This window comes from Mesorhizobium sp. M4A.F.Ca.ET.050.02.1.1 (assembly GCF_003997725.1).
Lineage (GTDB): Bacteria > Pseudomonadota > Alphaproteobacteria > Rhizobiales > Rhizobiaceae > Mesorhizobium.
Genome location: NZ_RZSG01000035.1, coordinates 1 through 20,644, shown reverse-complemented (window position 1 = coordinate 20,644; position 20,644 = coordinate 1). Strand labels below are relative to the sequence as shown.

Genomic DNA, 20,644 nt, shown 5'->3' with positions numbered 1-20,644 from the left:
CGGTACGGCCGGGACGGAGCGCTGGAGCTGGTGGCGCCGTTCGGGCTGGACGATGTGTTTTCGTTCCGGATTACACCGAACCGGGTGATGGACAACCAGCGGACGCATGAGGCGAAGGGGAAAAGGGCGCAGGAGTGCTGGCCAGAGATTGAGGTGGTGCCGTGGTAGGATATGTAAGCGCGAGGCGCCCCCCTCTGCCCTGCCGGGCATCTCCCCCACAAGGGGGGAGATCAGCAGCTTTGACGCCGCGCCTTTCCTTCAAACGTTCGTAATTGGCGAAAGCGGCGGTGACAGCCAATCTCCCCCCTTGAGGGGGAGATGTCCGGCAGGACAGAGGGGGTGCCTCGCACCAGCACCTCAACAAAAGGGGCGCCGAAGCGTCCCTTTCCATTCAGCATTCTGCGTACTCACCCATTCACCAGCGCCATCAGCTCCTCGGTATAGCGCTTGCCGACCACCTTATCCGGCGACAGCGCGTCGCCGATGGCAGCCACCTCCGCAGCACTCAATTCGACCCCGGCTGCTGCCGTGTTCTGCTCCAGATGGCGGATTTTCCGCGCGCCGGGGATCGGCACGATGAAATCGCCCTGGTGCAGCACCCAGGCGAGCGCCAGTTGTGCCGATGTCACGCCCTTCTCCGCCGCCATCTTTTCCAGTGTGGCAACAACCTTGGCGTTGGCTGCCATGGCTTCGGCCTGGAAGCGCGGCAGGCCGAGGCGCCAGTCGCCGGCGCCGAGGACATCGGGCTTGGCGATCGTGCCGGTGAGCAGGCCGCGTCCCAGCGGGCTGTAGGGCACAAAGCCGATGCCGAGCTCGCGGCAGACGGCGAACACCTCATCCTCGGGGTCGCGGCTCCACAGCGAATATTCGCTCTGCACCGCCGATATCGGGTGCACGGCATGCGCCCGGCGGATGGTCGTCGCACTCGCCTCCGAGAGGCCGAGGGCGCGGACCTTGCCCTCGCGCACCAGCTCGGCCATGGCGCCGACTGTGTCCTCGATCGGCACGTTGGGGTCGACACGGTGCTGGTAATAGAGGTCGATCACATCGGTATTCAAGCGCTTGAGCGAGGCCTCGGCCACTGCCTTGACATGTTGGGGGCGGCTGTCGACGCCGGCCATGCGGTCGGTGCCGCTGCCCTCCTCCAGGATCTTGAAGCCGAATTTGGTGGCGATCGTCACCTTGTCACGCACCGGCTTCAACGCCTTGCCGAGCAGGATCTCGTTCTCGTAGGGGCCATAGACCTCGGCCGTGTCGAAGAAGGTGACGCCGATCTCGATGGCGCGGCGCAGCGTGGCGATCGCCTCGGCTTCCGGCTGGCCGCCATAGCCGAAGCTCATGCCCATGCAGCCGAGGCCGACGGGGAAGACTTCGAGTTCAGTTCCAAGCTTGCGGGTTTGCATGGCGCATCTCCTTGTTGCGATGGGGGAGAAATAGTGCCTTGCACGCCGTTCGATAATCATGTCTCTTTCGCACAACTTGTTCCAAAAGATAGATCAATGAACCGAACGAACCTTTCCCAGCTCGCGGTGCTCGCCACGGTCGCCCAATGCGCCAGCTTCCGCGGCGCCGCGCGCGAGCTCGGCATTGCGCCGTCGGCAGTCAGCCACGCGGTGTCGAGCCTGGAGGCCCGGCTCGGCGTGCGGCTCCTGGCCCGCAGCACGCGCAGCGTGGCGCCGACAGAGGAGGGCGCGCAGTTGCTCGAACGGCTGCGGCCAGCATTGTCCGAGATCGACCTTGCGCTGGAGACGGCGGTAGAGGCGCGCGACCGACCGGCCGGCAACCTGCGGCTGACCGTGCCGCGCACGGCAGCGCACCTGACGCTGACGCCGAGGCTCGGCGCCTTCGCCGTCGCCTATCCCGACATCGTGCTGGAAATTGTCATCGAGGACCGCTTCACCGATGTCGTCGAGGGCGGCTTCGACGCCGGCGTCAGGCTCGGCGAGAGCCTGCAGCGCGACATGATCGCGGTGCGCATCGGCCCGGATCTTCGCGGTGCCGTGGTCGGCGCGCCGTCCTATTTCGCGACCAGCCCCAAGCCGAGCCACCCGCGCGAGCTTGCCGACCACCGCTGCATCCGCTTCCGCTTTTCCAGCGGCATCCTCTATCGCTGGGAGTTCGAGAAGGACGGCGAGGAGATCGAGATCGCTGCGCAAGGGCCGCTAATCCTCGACGAGGACCATCTGATCGCCCAGGCGGCGGTCGGCGGCGCCGGGCTCGCCTTCGTCTTCGAGGACTATGTCCGCACCCCGCTCGCAACCGGCAGGCTGATCCGCGTGCTGGATGACTGGTGCCCATCCTTCGACGGCTTCTTCGTCTATTATCCGAGCCGTCGGCAGATGCGGCCGGCGCTCAGGGCTTTCGTGGATTTCTTCAAGGTGAGCGGGTAGGCGCGCTGCAGGCCCGCGGCGAAACCATCGCTCCAAGGTTGGTCGCCAACCTTATTGGCCGCCGCCGGCGCCCGGAATTGTGTGGAGAGTGGGGCATAGGGTAGCCTGGAAGAAAGCTGACCTCAGCGGCGTTTTTCGGCCATGGAATCGTCAATCACCAACACCTCCACCCGCTACGGCTGGGCAACGATCATCCTGCACTGGCTGATCGGGTTGATCTTCATCGGCCAGTTCGTGCTCGGCTTCGCGATGATGCGGATCGAAAGCCAGCGCACCGCCTTCGAGCTGATCCAGCTGCACAAATCCTTCGGCTTCCTGCTGCTTGGCTTGATCATCCTGCGCGTCGCGTGGCGGCTCGGCAATGCGGTGCCACCCTTGCCGTCATCGGTCGGCACCCTGGAGCGGCGGGCAGCACCACTCGCGCATATTCTGCTCTATGCCTTCCAGATCGCGCTGCCTCTGTCCGGCTGGGCGCTGGTGTCGGTCTCGACGCTGGAAATCCCCAGCATGCCATTCAATCTGTTCGTGATGCCCAACCTGCCGCTGGCCGTATCCGACGCGGCGGAGAGCTTCTGGACGGCGGCGCACTGGTATCTTGCCTATGCCGGCATCGCGCTTGTCGCGCTGCACATACTGGCGGCAGTGCGCCACCATTTCTGGCTGCGCGATAGCGTGCTTGCGCGCATGATCACGCCTTCGTCAGGTGAGGAATAGAACGGCATCGTCATTCGTTGGTGAGGCGAGAAGGCAGCAATGCGCTGCCTCAGCAAAAGGACCATCCCCATGCATGCGCGGATCCTCGGATACGCGGCCGTTGCTGCTTGCCTTGCCATGCCTGTTTACGCGGCAGTGGCGCTCAGCGACGCCGCCGGCAGCTACACGATCAGCCCGGCCGCATCGAGCATCCGTTTCACCATCGGCAAGGCCGGCGGCGGCGGGTTCGACGGCGCCTTCGCCCGCTTCAAGGGCAGCATCCGCATCGATGACGCCAATGTCGAACGCTCGCAGGTCAACCTCACCATCTATCCCGAGAGCGTCGGCACCGGCCAGAACCGCATCGATGCCTTCCTGCGCTCCGACGCGGTGTTCGACAGCGCCAACAGCCCGGAAATCCAGTTCCGCTCGACCAGCGTGACCCGTACCGGCGACACGACGGCCTTGGTCACCGGCCGGCTGACGGCGCGCGGCAAGACGTTTCCGGAAAAATTCACCGCCGAGCTCAGCAGCCTCAAGGCCGGCACGATCAAATTCCACGTCACCGGCAGGGTGCTGAGGTCGCGCTACGGCATGGATGTCGGCACGCCGATCTATTCCAACGTCGTCAACTTCGACATGACGCTGACGGGCAAGAGGGGCTAGTTCCAAGCTCGCCCCCCTCGGGTTCGTCATCCCAGGGCGAAGCAAGGAGCGAAGCGACGCGCGCAGACCCGGGGATCCATTCCGTGATGCTAAGGCGTTGCAACGGTTACAGAATTCTGCACCGTTGCACCTTACGTCACAGGTCACGGAATGGATCCTCGGGTCAAGCCCGAGGATGACGAAGACGCTTTGTGACCCGCGTCTGCGATTGGCTTTTCCCCTGAATTGGGGCACACCTCCATGATGCAATTCGACATGGAGAAGCGTGATGTTCCGATGGGGTGTTCTGTCGACGGCCAAGATCGGCCGCGAGCAGCTGTTGCCGGCGATCGTCGAGGCGGAGAACGGCGTCCTGTCGGCGATCGCCAGCCGCGATCTGGCGAAAGCCCGGGCGCTCGCCGACCGTTTCGGCGCGCCGCATGCTTTCGGCTCCTATGAGGAACTGCTCGCGTCGAAGGACATCGACGGCGTCTACATCCCGCTGCCGACCTCGCAGCATGTCGCATGGACGGCGAAGGCGATCGTAGCGGGAAAACATGTGCTGGTCGAGAAGCCGCTGGCGCTCGACGCCAAGGACATCGCGCCGCTGATCCAACTGCGCGATGAGAAGAAAGTGCTGGTGTGCGAGGCCTTCATGGTCATCTACCACCCGCAATGGATCAAGGTGCGCGACCTCATCGCCAGCGGCGCCATCGGCCGGCTGCGCCATGTGCAGGGCGCGTTCTCCTATTACAATGTCGACCCCAAGAACATGCGCAACCAGCTCGACCTCGGCGGCGGCGCGCTGCCCGACATCGGCGTCTACCCGACGGTGTCGACACGCTTTTCGACCGGCAAGGAGCCGCAGCGCGTGCAGGCGACGATCGAGCGCGACAAGACCTTCGGCACCGACATCTATTCCTCGATCCGCGCCGATTTCGGCGACTTCGAACTGTCCTTCTACCTGTCGACGCAGATGGCGGCGCGGCAGGTGATGGTGTTCCACGGCGAGAAGGGTTTCATCGAGGTGTTCTCGCCGTTCAATGCCGGGCTCTACGACCACCATCGGGTCGAGTTGCACAACCAGAACCACACCGAGGCGCAGGTGTTCCGCTTCCCCGGCACGCAGCAGTACCGGCTGGAGGTCGAGACCTTCGCCAGGGCGGCGCAGGGCGGCAAGGAGCGCGTCTTCACGCTGGAGGAATCGGTGCTCAACCAGAAGGTCATCGATGCCATCTTCCGCGCCGGCGGCAAGGACGGCTGGGAAGCCGTCTGACCTCTGCATTAAGAAAGCCGGCTAATCCTGGGAGGAGAAATGGCTGACGCGGACGTGATCATTGTCGGCGCGGGGCTGGCCGGCCTCGTCGCCGCGGCCGAGCTGGCCGAGGCCGGCAAGAAGATCATCATCGTCGACCAGGAACCGGAGCAGTCGCTGGGCGGCCAGGCCTTCTGGTCGTTCGGCGGTTTGTTTCTGGTCGATTCGCCGGAGCAGCGGCGCATGCGCATCCGCGATTCGCACGATCTCGCGCTGGAAGACTGGATGGGCACCGCGGCTTTCGACCGCGCGGAAGATTTCTGGCCGCGCAAATGGGCCGAGGCCTATGTCGGCTTTGCCGCCGGCGAAAAGCGTTCCTGGCTGATCGAACGCGGGCTGAAATTCTTTCCCGTCGTCGGCTGGGCGGAACGCGGCGGCGGCAATGCCATCGGCCACGGCAATTCGGTGCCGCGCTTCCACGTCACCTGGGGCACCGGCCCCGGCGTACTCGAACCTTTTGTCCTGCGTGTGCGGGAAGCGGAGAAACGCGGGCTGGTCCAGTTCAAATTCCGCCATCGTGTCAATGAGCTGACGCGAACGGGCACGACCGTCGATGGCGTGCGCGGCGACATCCTCGAGCCAAGCAGCGTCGAGCGCGGCCGCAAGAGCGCGCGCGACATCGCCGGCGATTTCGAACTGCACGCGCAAGCGGTGATCGTCGCCTCCGGAGGCATCGGCGCCAATCACGAGCTGGTGCGCAAGAACTGGCCGCATCGGCTGGGTACCGCGCCCAAGCGGATGATCACCGGCGTGCCCGACCATGTCGATGGCCGCATGCTGGCGATCACGGAGGCGGCCGGCGGCTCGATCATCAACCGCGACCGCATGTGGCACTATGTCGAGGGCATCAGGAACTGGGCGCCGATCTGGACCGACCACGCGATCCGCATCCTGCCCGGCCCGTCGTCGCTGTGGCTCGACGCGCGCGGCAAGCGCCTGCCGGTGCCGCTCTATCCGGGCTTCGACACGCTGGGCACGCTCAGCCACATTATGCGCACCGGCTTCGACTATTCCTGGTTCATCCTGACGAAGAAAATCATCCAGAAGGAGTTCGCGCTGTCCGGCTCCGAGCAGAACCCGGACCTGACGGGCAAGAGCTGGCGCCAGGTGCTGGGCCGCGCGACGTCAGGCATTCCCGGCCCGGTCAAAGCCTTCATGGAGAAGGGCGAGGATTTCATCGTCGAGGCCGACCTTTCGACGCTGGTCAAGCGCATGAATGCGCTGGCTGGCGGCGAGCCGCTGCTCGATGTCGCCGAGGTCGAGCGCGAAATCCGCGCCCGCGACCGGCAGCTCGACAATCCGTTCTCGAAAGACATGCAAATCACGGCACTGCGCGGCGCCCGCGCCTATATCGGCGACAAGCTGATCCGCACCACCAAGCCGCACAAGATGCTCGATCCGGCGAACGGCCCGCTGATCGCGGTGCGGCTCAACATCCTCACCCGCAAGACGCTGGGCGGCCTGCAGACCGATCTGGACAGCCGCGTGCTCGATGCCGGGGGCCAGCCGGTCCCCGGCCTCTATGCGGTCGGCGAAGCCGCCGGCTTCGGCGGCGGCGGCGTGCATGGCTATGCCGCGCTGGAAGGCACATTTCTCGGCGGCTGCATCTTCTCCGGCCGCAGCGCCGGGCGGGCGGCGGCCAAGGCGGTCGCCTGAGGGAAGACCGGCCCCCGCAGGCGCGGACGCCGTACCAGGGTCAACCTGCGGACTAGGCTCCTACGCCGCCGAGCGCCAGATGCAAGGTCTCAGCGAAGCGATCGGGATAGTGCCCAAAACCCATATGGTCGCCGGGAAAGGCGGCGCGCTTGACACCGAGCCTGTCGGCCAGCGCCTTGCCCATGCCGTCGATCGGCTGGCCGACGGACTCTTCGCCGATACCGACTACGACAGCGGCGCCACGCAGCGCCTCGACGTCGGGACGGTACAGCGAGAGCGGCATGACGCCATGCGCCAGCCAGTATTCGAAATTGCTGCTGACGCGCGCAAAAGTCTCGGCCTCTTCGGGTGTCGGTTCAAACGGCGGCGGCGCATCCTGGGTCTCAGCATCGTTCGGCCCTGCTTCACCTTGATCCGGCCCTTCGGACAGGCCGTTCTCGCTGAAGAATTTCCGCATCGCCGCCCCGACGCCTTGGCTGCGATAGGTATCGTGCAGGTCGCGCATGCCGGCCAACGCATGCGACGGGTCGTCAAGCAACATCATGCTGGGCGGTTCGTGCGCCACCAGCGCCCGCACTTGGCCAGGATGGCGGGCGGCGAGATTGAGCCCGATCTGGGCGCCGCCGCTGGTACCGAACACATAGGCAGGCCCGGCGCCGAGCGCCTCGATCAGCCGCGCGGCATCGTCGCCATGGACATCGAGGTTCTGTTCCTCAGGCTGCTCGTCGAAGGTGCTGCGCGAATTGCCGCGCGGGTCGTAGGCGACCACCGTGTATCGGTCGGCGAGACGGCCAGCCAACCCGGCGAAAACACCGGCGTCCTGCGGTCCGCCGGGGATGATCAGCAGCACGGGGCCGGAGCCGGGCGTCTCGTAATACAGGCTGGCGCCCGGCACTTTCAGCGTCGACGATTGGAGGGTCATTCCATCTCTCCCGTTGCTTCTCAAGATTCGGTCTGGCGCGCCGGTCATTTGCCGGCGACAACCATGCGGTTGCCCTCGCTGTCGCGGAACTCGGCAACGGTGCGGCCAGGCTGCCACGGAGCTTCCTGAGGCTCGGTGATGATTTCGACGTCGCGCGCCCTCAACGCGGCGATTGTCGTTTCGACATCGCCATCGACCAGAACCAGCACTGGTTCGACCCCCGGCGCCTCATCGGCGCGTCTGATAAAATGCAGGTTGGTGACGGCGTCGGGAAATGCCAGCTCGATCCAGCGCCAGCCGCCGTCGCCCATCGGTTGGTCGGCTGCCACCTGGCAGGCGAAATGGTCGGTGTAGAACGCCTTGGCGCGGTCCTGATCGAATACCGGAAGTTCGGCAAACTGGATATGCATGATGTCTCTCCTCATCGCGGAGGCCGCCGCGCGGCCTCGACGGATGAAGGACGACGCAGATGCGCAAAAAGATTCGGAAACCCTGAGAATCTTTTCGATGCTGCGGAACGTCTTCTGTGTGCAAACCCAGAAAAGGAGATGACAATGGGCTACAGTCTCATCCGCTACGGCGTGAAGGATGAAAGCATCGCCGAAAACCGTATGCTGGTTGCAAAGGTGTTCGAGGCGCTCGACGAAACGAAGCCGCTATCCGTGCGCTACCTCGTTCTGGAGCTGGAGAATGGCGAGTTCGTGCATCTTGTCGGGTATGACAAGGACAGCGCCGCCCTGACCGGGCTCGACTCCTTCAAGACTTTCGGCGCCGACCACGCCGAGCGGCGGTCCGGCCCTCTCGCCAGATCGGCGGCAAAAATCGTCGGCAACTATCGTATGCTGGACAATGCCGTTGAGGCCATGCCGGCCTGACCTCAGTGCCGGCGCGGCCTTGGCGCCGTGCCGCAGCCTGCTCGGGAATGAACGCAATGATGTCATCGAAATTCGACCGGGCGGCGCTGGACGCGATGCTGCCCGGCCTGCGTCCGAAGCTGCACCGCTACGCAGCCCGCATGGCCGGCTCCGTCATCGACGGCGAGGACATCGTGCAGGAGACGGTGCTGAAGGCGCTGCAGGCGATCGACGGCAACGCCGCAGTCGACCGTCCGGAGCAATGGCTGTTTCGCATCGCCCACAATGCGGCGCAGGACCATCTGCGCCGCCGCCAGCGGGAGCGTTCCCGCTTAAGCGAGGCCGATATGACCGGAGTGGAAGACCTCTCCGCCAGCGCGGAGGCGAGGCTTGCGGCTGCCACCAGCCTGCGCACTTTCATGCAGCTCACTCTGCCGCAGCGCAGCGCCGTTATCCTGGTCGACGTGCTCGGCCTCAGCCTTTCCGAAACCTGCGAAGCGACGGGCGCGACGCTGGCCGCCACCAAGGCGGCGCTGCATCGCGGGCGGGCCGAGTTGAGGGCGTTGGCAGCAGCGCCGGAAGAAGCCGTCATGCCGGCGCTCGATGCCGACGACGAGCGGCGACTGCGCCACTACGTCGACCTGTTCAACGCGCGCGACTTCGACGCCGTCAGGGCGCTGATCGCCGAGGATATCCAGCTCGAAGTCGTCAACCGCACGCGTCTCAGAGGCAAGAAGCAAGCCTCGACCTATTTCGGCAATTACGACCGCGTCAGCGATTGGGTGCTCTCGCTCGGTTTTGTCGACGGCCGGCCGGCGATCCTGATCCGCGATCCGCGGACTCCGGACGGCGCGGTCCGCGGCTTCATGCTGGTCGAGTGGCGCGGCGAAGAGGTCGCGGCTATCCGCGATTTCCGCTACGCGCCCTACTGCCTGGCGGATGCGGATATCCGTCTGATCGACTGAACGGAAGCGAGGCGCCATCACTGCCCGAACAGGTCGGTGGGCATGCCGGATCGGGCCACTAGGCCGTACCGGGAAGGCAACGCAGGCGGGGCGGCCCCTAGGCCGTCCCGTCGAACTGGCTGGCTCCGACGCGGCGGCATCCACCTCGCGCCGACACCCGTCGGTCACTGATCGACGACCAGCCGTAGCGCCCGCGATGCCGGCTGCAGCTGGACCTGCCTGCCCCAGTCGAAGGCGATGAAATCCTGCTCGATGCCGTCGGCGAAGATGACGCCGCCGTCGTTCATCCGCGATGTGATCAGAAGCGGGTTCTCGGTGATCTTGCCGGCACGCAAATTGGTGGTCGTGGCGACGCTCGGAAACGGCTCGCGCACCCAGAAGCCCACCGCGTGCTCTTCGCGGCCGAGCGACAGGTCGAGATGCGTCGCTTCCATGATCGAGCGCGCCCAGCCTGTCGCGCCGGTGCCGGAGGCGACGATGAGGCCGCTGGAGGAATGGTTTTCCGCCTCGCCCCCGGCCTCGATCCGGTAACGGGCCGACTGGTGGCTACGGTGGCCTACGAAGATCTCGTTGAGCGCGAGGAGCGTTTCGCCTCCGTCGAGCTCGGCCTGAACCATGGTTCGCGCTTCGATGCCGACATTGCCGGCTATGCTGGCGGCGAGCAGCTTGCCCAGCCGGCCGACGCCGATGCGCACCAGCACACCGTCATAGAGATCCGGCGCCGGATTGACGCCGAGCACGGGCTGGCCGTCGAGGTACTTGGCGACATTGGCGACCAGCCCATCCTGTCCCACCGGCACGACAACGTCGTCGGCCGCGAACAGGAAACGGTCGAGGTGGGCGCGCTTGACCAAGGTCTGGCGCCAATCCGCCGGCACCGAGGCCCGTGCCGCGCCCAGCACGGCATGGAAGTTGTCGTGCCGGACCTCGACATCCTCGAGACGCTGGCCGCGCGTCTGCAGGAAGAAGCGTGCCTGGTCGCGCGTCGCGTGGCGCGCGACCAGAAGCTCGTAGTCGGTCTCTCGCGTCACGAAGACCGCGCGGGGTCGGTTCGCCGCCATGGTTCGCCCCCTCAGCGGGCCTCGATCACCGCCGGGCTCTTGCGGAATTCGCCGAGCACGGTGGCGAGCAGGTCCGGCGTCACGTTGACGTGCTCGATCTTCTCCAGCTTGCCGGCGAGCTGCTGGGCGGCGAGGCCGAGCAGGATCGCGGGCGGCAGGTCGCGGTAGATGGCGATGCGCTGCCGTTCGGCCTCGGCCTTGGCGCCCTCGACGGTGCGGATGCGCTCCGCCTCGGCGGCCGCCTCGACCTGCTGCGCCTCCGCCGCGCCGGTGGCGCGGTTGCGGACGTTTTCGGCCTCCTCGGCGATCAACAGCTTCTCGCGCCGGGCCAGTTCCGTCCTGGTCGCCATTTCATTTTCGGCGATGGCACGCTCCTTTTCGACGGCGAGCGCCCGACGCTCGAAGGTCGCCTCGTCGGCCTTCTGCTGCAGGGCCTCGAAGGTCGGTGTCTGCAAGGCCCGCTCGAGCTCGCTCGTCGGGGTGAGGTTGGTGAGCCGCACGGTGACCGCGGCGACGCCGATGTCGATCAGCGCCGGGTCGGCGGCGACAACCGCCTGCAGCCGCTCGCGCAACGGGGCGGGGCCGGCGTCGAGAAGCGCGCGGACCGGCGCCTGTCCGAGATATTGCTGCACCGCCTGGTTGGCGATGCCGGCGATGCGCGCCTGTATCTTCTCGATCGGCTCGCCCTGCGGCTTGCCGGTCCTCAGATTGATGCTGAAATCGACGCGCTCCGCCAGCCGCCCGGGATCAACGACATGCCAGCCGATCGTGCCCTGCACGGCCACGGTCTGGAAATCCTGGCTGCGGCCCTTGACGAACAGTGTCATCTCGCGGTCGTCCATCGGCACTTCGGCAATGCTGGCGGTTTCCGGCGCGAACCAGAACACCAGGCCGCGGCCGCTCTGCTTCACGCGACCATCGCGATAGCGGATGACGTGGCTGCTTGCCTCGCTGCGGAGCTGGGCGATGAAGCCGAAGTTGCGGATGGTGGCCATGGTAGTCTCTCCCTCAATCGGTTACGGACGCTGGAAACGGTAAAGTTCTGCCGGTCGGTAGGCGGTGCCCGCCTCATAGGCGCCGGTCGCCGCCAACCAGCCCTTGTCGAGCAGCCGCCGGCGAAAGGCCGGCTTGTTGAGCGCGGTACCCAGAATTGCCTCGTGCACATCCTGGAGCTGCCGCAGCGTGAACAGTTCCGGCAGCAGCGCGAAGGCGACGTCGGAATAATCGAGCTTGCCGCGCAGCCTGAGCATCGCCATCGCCAGGATGTCGGCGTGGTCGAAGGCGAGCGTGAGCTTTTCGTTGTCCGGCGACAGCACGTTGACCGGACCGCCGGCCTCGCCGGCCCAGGGCACATGGATCGCGGCGGGCAGCAAAGTTGGCATCGCCCGCGCGGCCGCGTCGAAGGCCGTCTCGGTCAGCAGAACGAGATAGGCAACGCTGATGATGCGCATGCGCGGGTCACGATCGACCGCGCCGAAGGTGTAGAGCTGTTCGAGGCGAGCACCCTCAATTGCGGTCTTGTCGCGCAGCACCCGCGCGGCAGCGGCATCGAGGGACTCGTCAATGCCGACAAAGCTGCCCGGCAACGCCCAGCGGCCCGCATGCGGATGCTGGTCGCGTTTGAGCAGCAGGACCGTGGGACGGCCGTCGCGCAGCCCCAGCAGGACGAGGTCGACCGCCACCGACGGCCGCTGGAATGCGTTGGGGTCGTAATCCTTGAGGAAATCGGTCTCGGTCATCAACGTGTCTCATGCCTATTACGCAAGTTACATATATCTATCTTGAATATATGTCAACTGACACGCAGGAGTTCGAGAGACGGTCAAGAAAGGTGAGCGCAGATCGTCCATGCCCCTGTCTTGTGCGCTGATCGCCGTTAACTCGATGTCAGGCTGTTCGGGGTGCTGTTGGAACGCCACGCAGATCCGCGCGTTTGCAAGTAAAGCTGTGCGGTCAAGACGGAGCTCGCGCAATGGCCTCCATCCGGTACATCGTGACGGACGTGGATAGATCGGTCGAGTTCTATCGCGACAGACTCGAGTTCTCGGTGAACATGCACAATCCCGGCAAGTTCGCAGCGCTTGTTCGTGATGACCTGACGCTCTATTTGAGCGCCCCGGGAGCGGGCAGCGGAGGCACTGCCGGCGGCAATCCGGAGCCTGGCGGCTGGAACCGGTTCATGATTGTCACGAAGGACTTGGATGGGCTCATCAGCCGGTTGGATGCCGATGGGGCCGAATTCAGGGGCGAAATCAGCGAGGCGGGAGCCGGTCGAGCCAGGCTTCTGAAAGACCCATCGGGCAACCTGATTGAACTGTTTGAATTCAAGTAATCAATGCCGCTGACCGCCTGCTCTGCGCGCAACATCCCGAACTCAGAATACAAATGCTAAGCGCTCCGCCTGACGACATCCCCAGCGGCAGGCAGTTGCTCTTAGCGGTCCTCTTTAAGTTGTTAACAATTCGTGCAACCTGACGCATATAGTGTTGATCTGCAGCAAGCTGGGAAGCGAGCCGTTACCTTGCGCGATACGCCCGCCGAGACAATCGATCTGCAGCTTGTCATTCACAATGACGATCAGACCCCATGGGAGTTTGTCGTCAATCTCGTTCGCTCGGTCTTCGATCGATCGGAGGCAGAGGCCGAGGCCTTGACCGCGACGGTGGCGCAGCAGGGAAAGGCAGTGTGCGGCAGCTACCCTTTCGCGGTGGCGAAGGCGATGCTGGACACCGCGCAGCAGCGCATCAAGGCTGCCGGTCACCCGCTTCGCATCACCGCCGCTCCCGGCGAAACTGAAGGCGCGGCCACGGCCGGCCATGCCGCACAGGCTCCGCGCAACAAAAAGTTCAAGTATGCCCATGAAGCGATCGCCTGGCATTTCGACGGACTGGCGCATGACGAGATCATCGCGACCTCCCGCCAGTTTCCCGGCCACATGCGCGCCGACGTGCAGGTGGCGCTCGACAAGCTGTTCTCGGCCTCGCCGGTTCGCTTCTTCGGTCTCTACGAGCAACATCGCTACGAGACGCTGACCTTTGCCGCGTTGACGAAGGAAGGTCAGTTCGCCGTCACCATCTCGGCAGCGCAGTACCAGGACGTCGATATCGGCGAGAGCGATCCGATCAAGTGCCTCAACAATGGCTTGTGGCTCAATCGGGATGGAGACCTGCACTACGCGGTCGTGCTGTCCTTTCACCGTGAGTATGGTCACGAGGCCGGAACCTGCGTCGAGATCGCGGTGCCGGCCGGCGAGGATGGCGTTGCCCTTGTGGACCGTTGCTTCTCCCAACTGGAGGCCGCGATCAATGCTGCGCGATCCTACCGCGGCAAGGTTCTCTCGCTCGAGTCGGAAGGTGACTATCGCGGCCGCTCCAAGGGAGTGATGGTCCATCGCTTGCCGCAGGTGCAGCGCGACGCGATCATCCTGCCGGAACGGACTTTGAAGCTTCTCGACCGCAACGTGATCCGGTTCATCGAGAGCCGGGAGGCGCTGCGACGGCTTGGGCAATCGACGCGCAAGGGCATCTTGCTTTACGGCCCGCCGGGCACCGGCAAGACGCACACCATACGTCACCTCGCCGCCAATCTCCCTGGCCACACGACACTGATCATAACGGCCGACCAGATGGGCCTGTTGTCGCAATACATGACCCTGGCGCGCCTGCTACAGCCGGCTACGGTCGTGATCGAGGACGTGGACCTGATTGCCCGCGACCGCGAGAGCATGGGAGGTCCATGCGAGGAAGCGCTCCTCAACACCCTGCTCAACGAGATGGACGGTTTGAAGGACAATGCCGACATCCTGTTCATCCTGACCACCAACCGGCCCGAGCAACTTGAAGGCGCTCTCACCGGGCGGCCGGGACGTATCGACCAAGCCATCGAGGTGCCGCTGCCGGACGACGACTGCCGGGAGAAGCTGGTGCGCCTCTATGGCGGCGGGCTGAAACTTTCCGATAAGATCGTGAGCGAAGCTGTGGCGCGGACGAAGGGGGTCAGCGCGGCGTTCATCAAGGAGCTCATGCGCCGTACCGCGCAGACCAGCATCATGCGTGGCGACGGAGAGGTGGTGACCCCCGAGGATCTGGCCGAGGCCCTGGACGACATGCTGTTCACCGGCGGCCGGCTCAACGTCAGGCTGCTTGGCGGCGCAACCGACGGGCCATCGAGTTGCTGAGCCAGTGGCCGAATAGGGGCAGGTGACGGCGACCTGTTCGCTGCAAGCGGCGTAATGCGGTTGCCGTCATGCGGCCGGAACGGCTGCCGCTTCGAATCTCCTCCGGATCCCGGATTCAGTTTCCGCTGCCGACATAACGACCGTCCGACGCCCATCCGCCACGCCATCCACGATGACGTGGCCGATGCCGCGCGAGCACGGCTCGACGCGCGCGTCGACGTGATAAATATCCCGGAGCAGATCGGATGTGATGATGTCCGGCGACGGCCCGCATGCGACCAGCCGGCCATCCGCGATGACCATCGCCTGATCGCTGAAGCGCAGGGCGTGATTGAGGTCGTGCAGGGCGATCAGCACGACCATGCCTCGCGCCCGGGCAAGTTCCCGCATGAGGCCGAGCACCTCCACCTGCCGCGACAAATCGAGTGCCGATGTCGGTTCGTCCATCAGCAGGATTTCCGGCTCGCGCACCAGCGTCTGCGCCAGGCTGGCGAGCTGCCGCTGGCCGCCGGAAAGCTCGCCCACATTGCGGAAAGCGATGTCGGCGATGCCGAGCGCCGCCAGAGTCTCGTCGATGCAAGCCAGATCATCGTCGCCCACAGACCAGCCCATTCCCTGCTTGCGGGCGAGCAGCGCCGACTCATAGACGGTGAGCACCGCATTGGCGGAGGTGTCCTGCGGCATGTAGCAGATGGCATTCCGCCCCCGGGACGCACCGTCGACATGCACCTGGCCCGGTCCGTGCAGAAGCCCGGAGATGCGCCTGAAGAGCGTCGACTTGCCGGCCGCGTTCGGGCCGATCACGGCCACGATGTCGCCGCCCTCGAACGCAGGTGTGGTCACATCCCGAAGCCGAAGACTCTTGCCGTAGCGCGCGCCGAGCGCGTCGAGCTGGATCGTCACCATGAGCGCCTCGCGCTGGACAGGATGAGCGAGATGAAGAACGGAATGCCGATGAGCGAGGTGACAATGCCGATCGGGAAGACTGTCCCGGGGATGAGCGACTTGCTGACCACGGAGCTCGCCGACAGGATCAGCGCGCCCGACAGGGCCGACGCGGGCAGGAAGAAGCGCTGGTCCTCCCCGATGACCATCCGTGCGATATGCGGACCAACGAGGCCGATGAAGCCGATGGTGCCGACGAAGGCGACGGGGATGGCGGCGAGAAGAGTCACCAGCATCAGCGTCTCCAGCCGCAAGCGACCGACCTTGACGCCAAAGCTGGCTGCCTTGTCTTCGCCCAGCCGCAGCGCCGTCAGCGCCCAGGCGCGCCGCGCGAAAATGGGCAAAACTGCGAGGAGAATGAATGTAGTGACGGCGAGCTTGGGCCAGGTGGCCTTGGTGAGGCTACCCATGGTCCAGAAGACGACTGCCGCCAGCGCTTCCGCCGATGCGAAAAACTGGACGAGCGCGAGCAGCGCGTTGAAGGTGAAGACCAGCGCGATGCCGAGCAGCACGATGGTCTCCACGCTGACGCCGCGCTTGACGCTCAGCATGTGAATGAGGAACGCCGCCAGCATCGCCATCACGAAGGCGTTGATCGGCACGACATATTCGACCGCGGCGGGGATGAGCCTCACGCCGAAGGCCAGTGCAAGTGCTGCGCCGAAACTCGCGGCGGCTGATATACCGAGCGTGAAGGGGCTCGCCAGCGGGTTGTTGAGGATTGTCTGCATCTGCGCGCCGGCCACGGCGAGCGCCGCTCCCACGACGATGGCCATCAGCGCCACCGGCATGCGGATTTCCCAGAGCACCACGCGCACCTGCTGCGGCACCGTATCAGGAGCAAGAAGCGCCCGCACGACCTCACCGAGCCCATAGCGAGCTGGACCGACCGCAAGGTCGACGCAGAGGCTCAAGAGCAGGGCGGCGCAAAGGCCGGCGAGAATGATCTGCCGTCGCCAGACGAGGGCGCGATAACGCCCTCGTCCCTCGGTGCGATCGACCGCGGCGCCGGCGGCCGTCGTCTCAATCGACATCGGTCAGCGAGACCCAGTGGCCCGGCCTGTAGGCGACCGGCAGGAACTTCTCGTGCAGCACCCTGAAGGTCGCTTCGGGGTCGAGGTCGGCGAAAAGATCCGGATGCAGCCACTTCGCCATTTGCTGGATGGCGACGAACTGATAGGGGCTGTTGTAGAACTGATGCCAGATGGCATGCACCTGACCGTTCTCGACGGCCTTCACGCCAGTCAGCGCCGGCCGTTCGGTCAGCGCCTTCAGCTTGCGCAGCGCCTCGGCCTCGTCGCGGCCGGGGCCGACACCGACCCAGGCGCCGCCCGGCACATAGGCTTCCCACCAGCCGCCAGTGACGATGATCTGATCCGGGTTCGAGGCGATGATCTGTTCGGGATTGAGCGTGCCGAACGTGCCCGGAATGATGTCCATAGCGATGTTGTCGCCGCCCGCCATCTCGACGAACTTGCCGAAATTGTCATCGCCGAAGCTCATGCAGCAGTCTTCCGAATAGCCACCGGCACGCTCGATAAAGACCTTGGGCCTTGCCGGCTTGGCTTTCTCAATCACGTCGGTGACGCGGGCGATCTCGGCGGCGCGAAAGGCGATGAACTCCTCGGCGCGCTCCTCTTTGCCGAACAGCTTGCCGAAGAGGCGCATGCTGGGCTCGGTGTTGATGAAGGGGCGCTCGCGGAAATCGACATAGACGAGCGGAATGCCGGCGGAGGCGAGCTTCTCGATATACTTGGCGTCCTCGGTCGCCTGCTTCGACTCGATGTTCATCAGGATGACATCTGGCTTAAGCGAGACGGCCTGCTCGACATCGAAGGTGCCGTCCTTGAAGCCACCGAAGGTGGGAATCTCTGCCATCCTGGGGAATTTCTCGAGGTAGGCGGCGTAGTTGTCTGGATCCGCCTGGCTGAAATCCTCGCGCCAGCCGACGATGCGCTTGAACGGGTCCTCGGCGTCGAGCGCCGCGACGAGATAGACCTGCCGGCCTTCGCCCAGGATGACCCTCTCGACCGGAACGTTCACCTCGATCTCTCGGCCGGTGACGTCAGTCACTTTCACCATCTCCGCCCTTGCGGCCAGCGTCAGCAGGGCAACGATAGCGGCCGCCATCATCCCCGTCGCGATCCTTCCAAAAGTCATCACGCCCTCTCTTAGGTGGATTGTCAGAGGCGGCTTATAAAAGATGACTTCAAATCTCAAGAAATATCTTTTAGAGCCATTCCAGACTGGGCACCACGACAAGGGTTTGGAATGGTGGGCGAGGCCAATTATTCGCTGCGGGACGAAATACGTGATTACTGGTCGGCGCGTGCGGAGACCTTCGACGTCTCAGTGGGGCATGAGATCTTCTCCGAGCGGGAGCGCAGAGCCTGGCACAGGCTGATCCTCAAGCACCTGGGCGCCGGGAACCGCCGGCGCGCGCTCGATCTCGCCTGCGGCACCGGGGTTGTATCCCATCTCATGTACGACTTGGGCTACGCCGTGACAGGACTGGACTGGTCAGAGGCCATGCTTTCCAAGGCGCGTGCGAAGGCAACGCAAAGGGAAAGCGGCATCCGGTTCCTGCTCGGCGACGCGGAGCGCACGCTCGAAGAAAAGGACTGCTACGACGTCCTCGTCACCCGTCATCTCGTCTGGACGTTGGTCGATCCGCGAGCGGCGTTCGCCGAATGGTTCTCGCTGCTCAAGCCCGGCGGACGGTTGCTGATAGTTGATGGTGACTTCGTATCCGAGACCTGGGCAGCCCGTCTGCGTAGGATCTTGGAGAGACTGCCCGGCTCAACGGTCGAGGCGGCCGGCGCTCTGGACCAGGCGATGATGGACCGCCATCGCAGCATCCTGTCGCGGCTCCACTTTTCGCGCGGCGCCAAAGCGGACGAGGTCTGCGCGCTTCTTGCGGAGGCTGGCTTCGAGGTGCCTGTGGTCGACATCCGGCTCGGCGCGATTCATCGCGCACAGGCGCGGCACCTGAACTTCCTCAAGGCGCTGGAACGCTCGATGCAGCATCGCTATGCAATCTGCGCGACCAAGCCGGCGCGAGCTTTCAGGTCCCGTCTCTAACCATGAAACGTCGAAATTGCGGTGTTCGCAACGTTGCGAGGGCATCGAAAAATCGATCGATCTCGCTGTCTGTCTAATCCTGACAGCAGTCCTTCCGCTCGCTCCCAGTCCGTATGGGACCGCCTAGCGCTACATCACCGGCGGCAACAACAGCCACTTGTTCCCTTCCCGCCCACGGCGCGCGGGTTGGACGGTCTCATATGACGGTTCTCATCCAGCCCAGGAAGGATTCTATAACCGCGGATCGGGCACTGTGGTGCATCCAGACGACATAAAAGCTGTAGCCCGGCAAGGACATTGGATGCGCCTTGACGAGAGAGCCGTTTTAGCGGCCGACCACAATATCACTGCAGATCGCAATGCCTTGCCCGGCGACAACCGCGTCGATCGCATGCAGTTCCTCGCGAAAGCTCAAATCCCAGGCTTTGTCCGGGATTGACTCCGGATCGATTGATCGGGCCATCGCCAGCCACCGGGACCAGGTGGGAGCATCCGGATCCCGGTTCATCCAGTCAAAGTGGATCAAAGGATAACGCAGGAGATCGGCGGCGCGCTCGATCAGCCGCCCATCGCTTGCCAACAATTGGGGACTGCAAATCGGAAAGAAGGAATCGCGGCATATCTCCTGCGCGGCAAAGTGCAAAGGCGGGCGACGCGTATAGCGGATCGCTACATCCGCGGCGCCGGCGCGCAGATCGAGTACCGCGTCCGTTCCGATGATCTCCAGTGGTATTGCCGGGTTGGCCTCTCGCCATTTCGGCAGCCGGGGCACGAGCCATCGACTCGCGAAAGCGTTCGGGCTCGTTACCCGCAATGGCGCCTGAAAATCGGGCTCGGCGACCGCGGCAAGCGAGCCGGCGAGAAGATCAAAGCCGTTGCGCAGGATCGGAAACAGCCGCACTCCCGCGCTCGTCAGCACGAGCGGGCGCGGCCGGCGCTGAAACAGCTTGCGACCGCATATCTCTTCCAGCAAGCGGACCTGGTGGCTGATCGCCGTCGGCGTCACGCCGAGCTCCACCGCCGCGGCCTTGAAGCTGCCGTGCCGGGCGGCGGCCTCAAAGGCGTGCAATGCGCGCAGCGGCGGGCGGTTTGTCATGCGCGGCAGCCTAGATGAATTCTTCTCATCCAGCAGCCGAGAATTTCGCTTTTGCAGAAGGTTGGACCGTGTGAGACCGTAACGTTGTTCGAACGGCGGGAGAACAGCGATGGAGATCCCACGAAAGGCCGACGCGCCATTGGGCCGATCCCATTCCCAGACTGTGGCGGTCGAACAACTGCGCCGAGGTCTGCGAGGCGAATTGGTATTGCCGACGGACACTGCCTACGACCAGGCGCGCAAGGTCTGGAACGGGGCGATCGACAAACGCCCCGCCGCAATCGTCTTTTGCGCCGATGCCGGTGACGTCGTCCATGCCGTGACCTACGCCAGGTTGCAGGGCTTCGTCGTGGCGGTGCGCAGCGGCGGCCATAACGTCGCCGGCCTGTCCGTGTGCGACGATGGCATGGTGATCGATCTATCCCGCATGAAGAAAATTGTCGTCGATCCCGAGCGCTGCATCGTCAGGGCCGAGGCCGGCCTGAATCTCGGCGAGTTCGACGCCGCCACACAGGCGTACGGTCTTGCGACAACCATGGGCGTCAACGGCGACACCGGTATTGCCGGCCTGACGCTCGGCGGAGGCTTCGGCAAGCTCGGGCGCAAGCACGGCCTGAGTTGCGATAATCTGATCGCGGCCGAAATCGTCACGGCCGACGGGCGGCTGTTGCGAACAAGCGCCCACGAGCATCCAGAACTGTTCTGGGCCTTGCGCGGCGGCGGTGGCAATTTCGGCATAGTGACGGCGTTCGAATACCGGCTGCACCCGCTTGGCCCGGCCCTTCTCGTGGGCTCGGTGCTTCACGCCTATGATCATGCGCGCGAGGTCATGCGGTTTTACGAC

The 20,644-nt window shown here is 64.7% G+C and carries 22 protein-coding genes; 12 read left to right on the top strand and 10 right to left on the bottom strand.

The window, feature by feature from the left end; all coding sequences use genetic code 11:
- Positions 1–168 (top strand): nucleotidyltransferase family protein (locus EOA33_RS05070; protein ID WP_190234197.1); only part of this gene is annotated, 168 nt, incomplete at its 5' end.
- Between the two features lie 239 nt (positions 169–407).
- Here the strand turns inward: EOA33_RS05070 and EOA33_RS05060 are convergent.
- Positions 408–1,403, bottom strand: a complete 996-nt coding sequence (locus EOA33_RS05060; RefSeq protein ID WP_126057143.1) for an aldo/keto reductase — start codon at positions 1,401–1,403, stop codon at positions 408–410.
- A 96-nt stretch (positions 1,404–1,499) separates the two neighbouring features.
- Between EOA33_RS05060 and EOA33_RS05055 the strand changes: the two genes are divergently transcribed.
- The 5 genes from EOA33_RS05055 (at position 1,500) to EOA33_RS05035 (ending at position 6,699) form a co-directional block, all read left to right on the top strand.
- Entirely contained in the window at positions 1,500–2,390 is an 891-nt protein-coding gene (locus EOA33_RS05055) for a LysR family transcriptional regulator (RefSeq protein ID WP_126057144.1), read from the top strand.
- A gap of 141 nt (positions 2,391–2,531) precedes the next feature.
- On the top strand, positions 2,532–3,104 hold the full coding sequence (locus EOA33_RS05050) for a cytochrome b (protein WP_127405113.1): 573 nt from the start codon (positions 2,532–2,534) through the stop codon (positions 3,102–3,104).
- 69 nt (positions 3,105–3,173) lie between these two features.
- Positions 3,174–3,749, top strand: coding sequence for a YceI family protein (locus EOA33_RS05045; protein ID WP_126057146.1), 576 nt, complete (start codon positions 3,174–3,176; stop codon positions 3,747–3,749).
- A 268-nt stretch (positions 3,750–4,017) separates the two neighbouring features.
- Entirely contained in the window at positions 4,018–5,004 is a 987-nt protein-coding gene (locus tag EOA33_RS05040) for a Gfo/Idh/MocA family oxidoreductase (RefSeq protein WP_126057147.1), read from the top strand.
- Positions 5,005–5,043: 39 nt separating this feature from the next.
- Positions 5,044–6,699, top strand: coding sequence for an FAD-binding dehydrogenase (locus EOA33_RS05035; RefSeq protein ID WP_126057148.1), 1,656 nt, complete (start codon positions 5,044–5,046; stop codon positions 6,697–6,699).
- Between the two features lie 52 nt (positions 6,700–6,751).
- Here the strand turns inward: EOA33_RS05035 and EOA33_RS05030 are convergent, their stop codons facing one another.
- Both EOA33_RS05030 and EOA33_RS05025 read right to left on the bottom strand, forming a co-directional pair.
- On the bottom strand, positions 6,752–7,621 hold the full coding sequence (locus EOA33_RS05030; protein WP_126057149.1) for an alpha/beta hydrolase: 870 nt from the start codon (positions 7,619–7,621) through the stop codon (positions 6,752–6,754).
- 44 nt (positions 7,622–7,665) lie between these two features.
- Positions 7,666–8,031, bottom strand: coding sequence for a VOC family protein (locus EOA33_RS05025; protein ID WP_126057150.1), 366 nt, complete (start codon positions 8,029–8,031; stop codon positions 7,666–7,668).
- Between the two features lie 144 nt (positions 8,032–8,175).
- On the opposite strand from EOA33_RS05025, the gene EOA33_RS05020 reads away from it, so the two are divergent.
- Both EOA33_RS05020 and EOA33_RS05015 read left to right on the top strand, forming a co-directional pair.
- Entirely contained in the window at positions 8,176–8,496 is a 321-nt protein-coding gene (locus tag EOA33_RS05020; protein WP_245455288.1) for a hypothetical protein, read from the top strand.
- 56 nt (positions 8,497–8,552) lie between these two features.
- Positions 8,553–9,440 (top strand): RNA polymerase sigma factor, encoded by an 888-nt coding sequence (locus EOA33_RS05015; RefSeq protein ID WP_126057151.1) that lies wholly within the window; start codon positions 8,553–8,555, stop codon positions 9,438–9,440.
- Between the two features lie 164 nt (positions 9,441–9,604).
- Here EOA33_RS05015 and EOA33_RS05010 read toward each other — a convergent pair whose 3' ends face one another.
- Genes EOA33_RS05010 through EOA33_RS05000 form a run of 3 tightly spaced genes read right to left on the bottom strand, consistent with a single transcriptional unit; the run spans position 9,605 to position 12,240 of the window.
- The gene (locus EOA33_RS05010) at positions 9,605–10,501 is read right to left on the bottom strand and encodes an NAD(+)/NADH kinase (RefSeq protein WP_126057152.1); all 897 of its coding nucleotides are present in this window, start codon (positions 10,499–10,501) and stop codon (positions 9,605–9,607) included.
- An 11-nt stretch (positions 10,502–10,512) separates the two neighbouring features.
- The gene (locus tag EOA33_RS05005) at positions 10,513–11,496 is read right to left on the bottom strand and encodes an SPFH domain-containing protein (protein WP_126057153.1); all 984 of its coding nucleotides are present in this window, start codon (positions 11,494–11,496) and stop codon (positions 10,513–10,515) included.
- 21 nt (positions 11,497–11,517) lie between these two features.
- Complete coding sequence (locus EOA33_RS05000) at positions 11,518–12,240, bottom strand: NUDIX domain-containing protein (protein ID WP_126057154.1); 723 nt, start codon at positions 12,238–12,240, stop codon at positions 11,518–11,520.
- A 233-nt stretch (positions 12,241–12,473) separates the two neighbouring features.
- Between EOA33_RS05000 and EOA33_RS04995 the strand changes: the two genes are divergently transcribed.
- Positions 12,474–12,833: a VOC family protein gene (locus EOA33_RS04995; protein ID WP_126057155.1), complete on the top strand. Its 360-nt coding sequence runs from the start codon at positions 12,474–12,476 to the stop codon at positions 12,831–12,833.
- Between the two features lie 189 nt (positions 12,834–13,022).
- On the top strand, positions 13,023–14,678 hold the full coding sequence (locus EOA33_RS04990; RefSeq protein WP_126057156.1) for an ATP-dependent Clp protease adaptor ClpS: 1,656 nt from the start codon (positions 13,023–13,025) through the stop codon (positions 14,676–14,678).
- Positions 14,679–14,744: 66 nt separating this feature from the next.
- On the opposite strand, the gene EOA33_RS04985 is transcribed toward EOA33_RS04990, so the two are convergent.
- From EOA33_RS04985 to EOA33_RS04975, 3 genes are read right to left on the bottom strand one after another with little or no spacing between them, the layout of a single operon-like run.
- Entirely contained in the window at positions 14,745–15,584 is an 840-nt protein-coding gene (locus EOA33_RS04985) for an ABC transporter ATP-binding protein (protein WP_127400037.1), read from the bottom strand.
- Positions 15,578–16,657 carry an iron ABC transporter permease gene (locus tag EOA33_RS04980; protein ID WP_126057157.1) on the bottom strand — a complete coding sequence of 360 codons (1,080 nt, stop codon included), beginning with the start codon at positions 16,655–16,657 and terminating at the stop codon, positions 15,578–15,580. Before EOA33_RS04980 ends, EOA33_RS04985 begins: the two co-directional genes overlap by 7 nt.
- Entirely contained in the window at positions 16,647–17,756 is a 1,110-nt protein-coding gene (locus tag EOA33_RS04975; protein WP_126059279.1) for an ABC transporter substrate-binding protein, read from the bottom strand. Before EOA33_RS04975 ends, EOA33_RS04980 begins: the two co-directional genes overlap by 11 nt.
- A 138-nt stretch (positions 17,757–17,894) precedes the next feature.
- On the opposite strand from EOA33_RS04975, the gene EOA33_RS04970 reads away from it, so the two are divergent.
- Positions 17,895–18,704 (top strand): class I SAM-dependent methyltransferase, encoded by an 810-nt coding sequence (locus EOA33_RS04970; protein ID WP_126057158.1) that lies wholly within the window; start codon positions 17,895–17,897, stop codon positions 18,702–18,704.
- Between the two features lie 325 nt (positions 18,705–19,029).
- On the opposite strand, the gene EOA33_RS04965 is transcribed toward EOA33_RS04970, so the two are convergent.
- Complete coding sequence (locus tag EOA33_RS04965) at positions 19,030–19,800, bottom strand: LysR substrate-binding domain-containing protein (RefSeq protein ID WP_245482238.1); 771 nt, start codon at positions 19,798–19,800, stop codon at positions 19,030–19,032.
- 163 nt (positions 19,801–19,963) lie between these two features.
- Here EOA33_RS04965 and EOA33_RS04960 point away from each other — a divergent pair.
- Positions 19,964–20,644 (top strand): FAD-dependent oxidoreductase (locus tag EOA33_RS04960; RefSeq protein WP_245482237.1); only part of this gene is annotated, 681 nt, incomplete at its 3' end.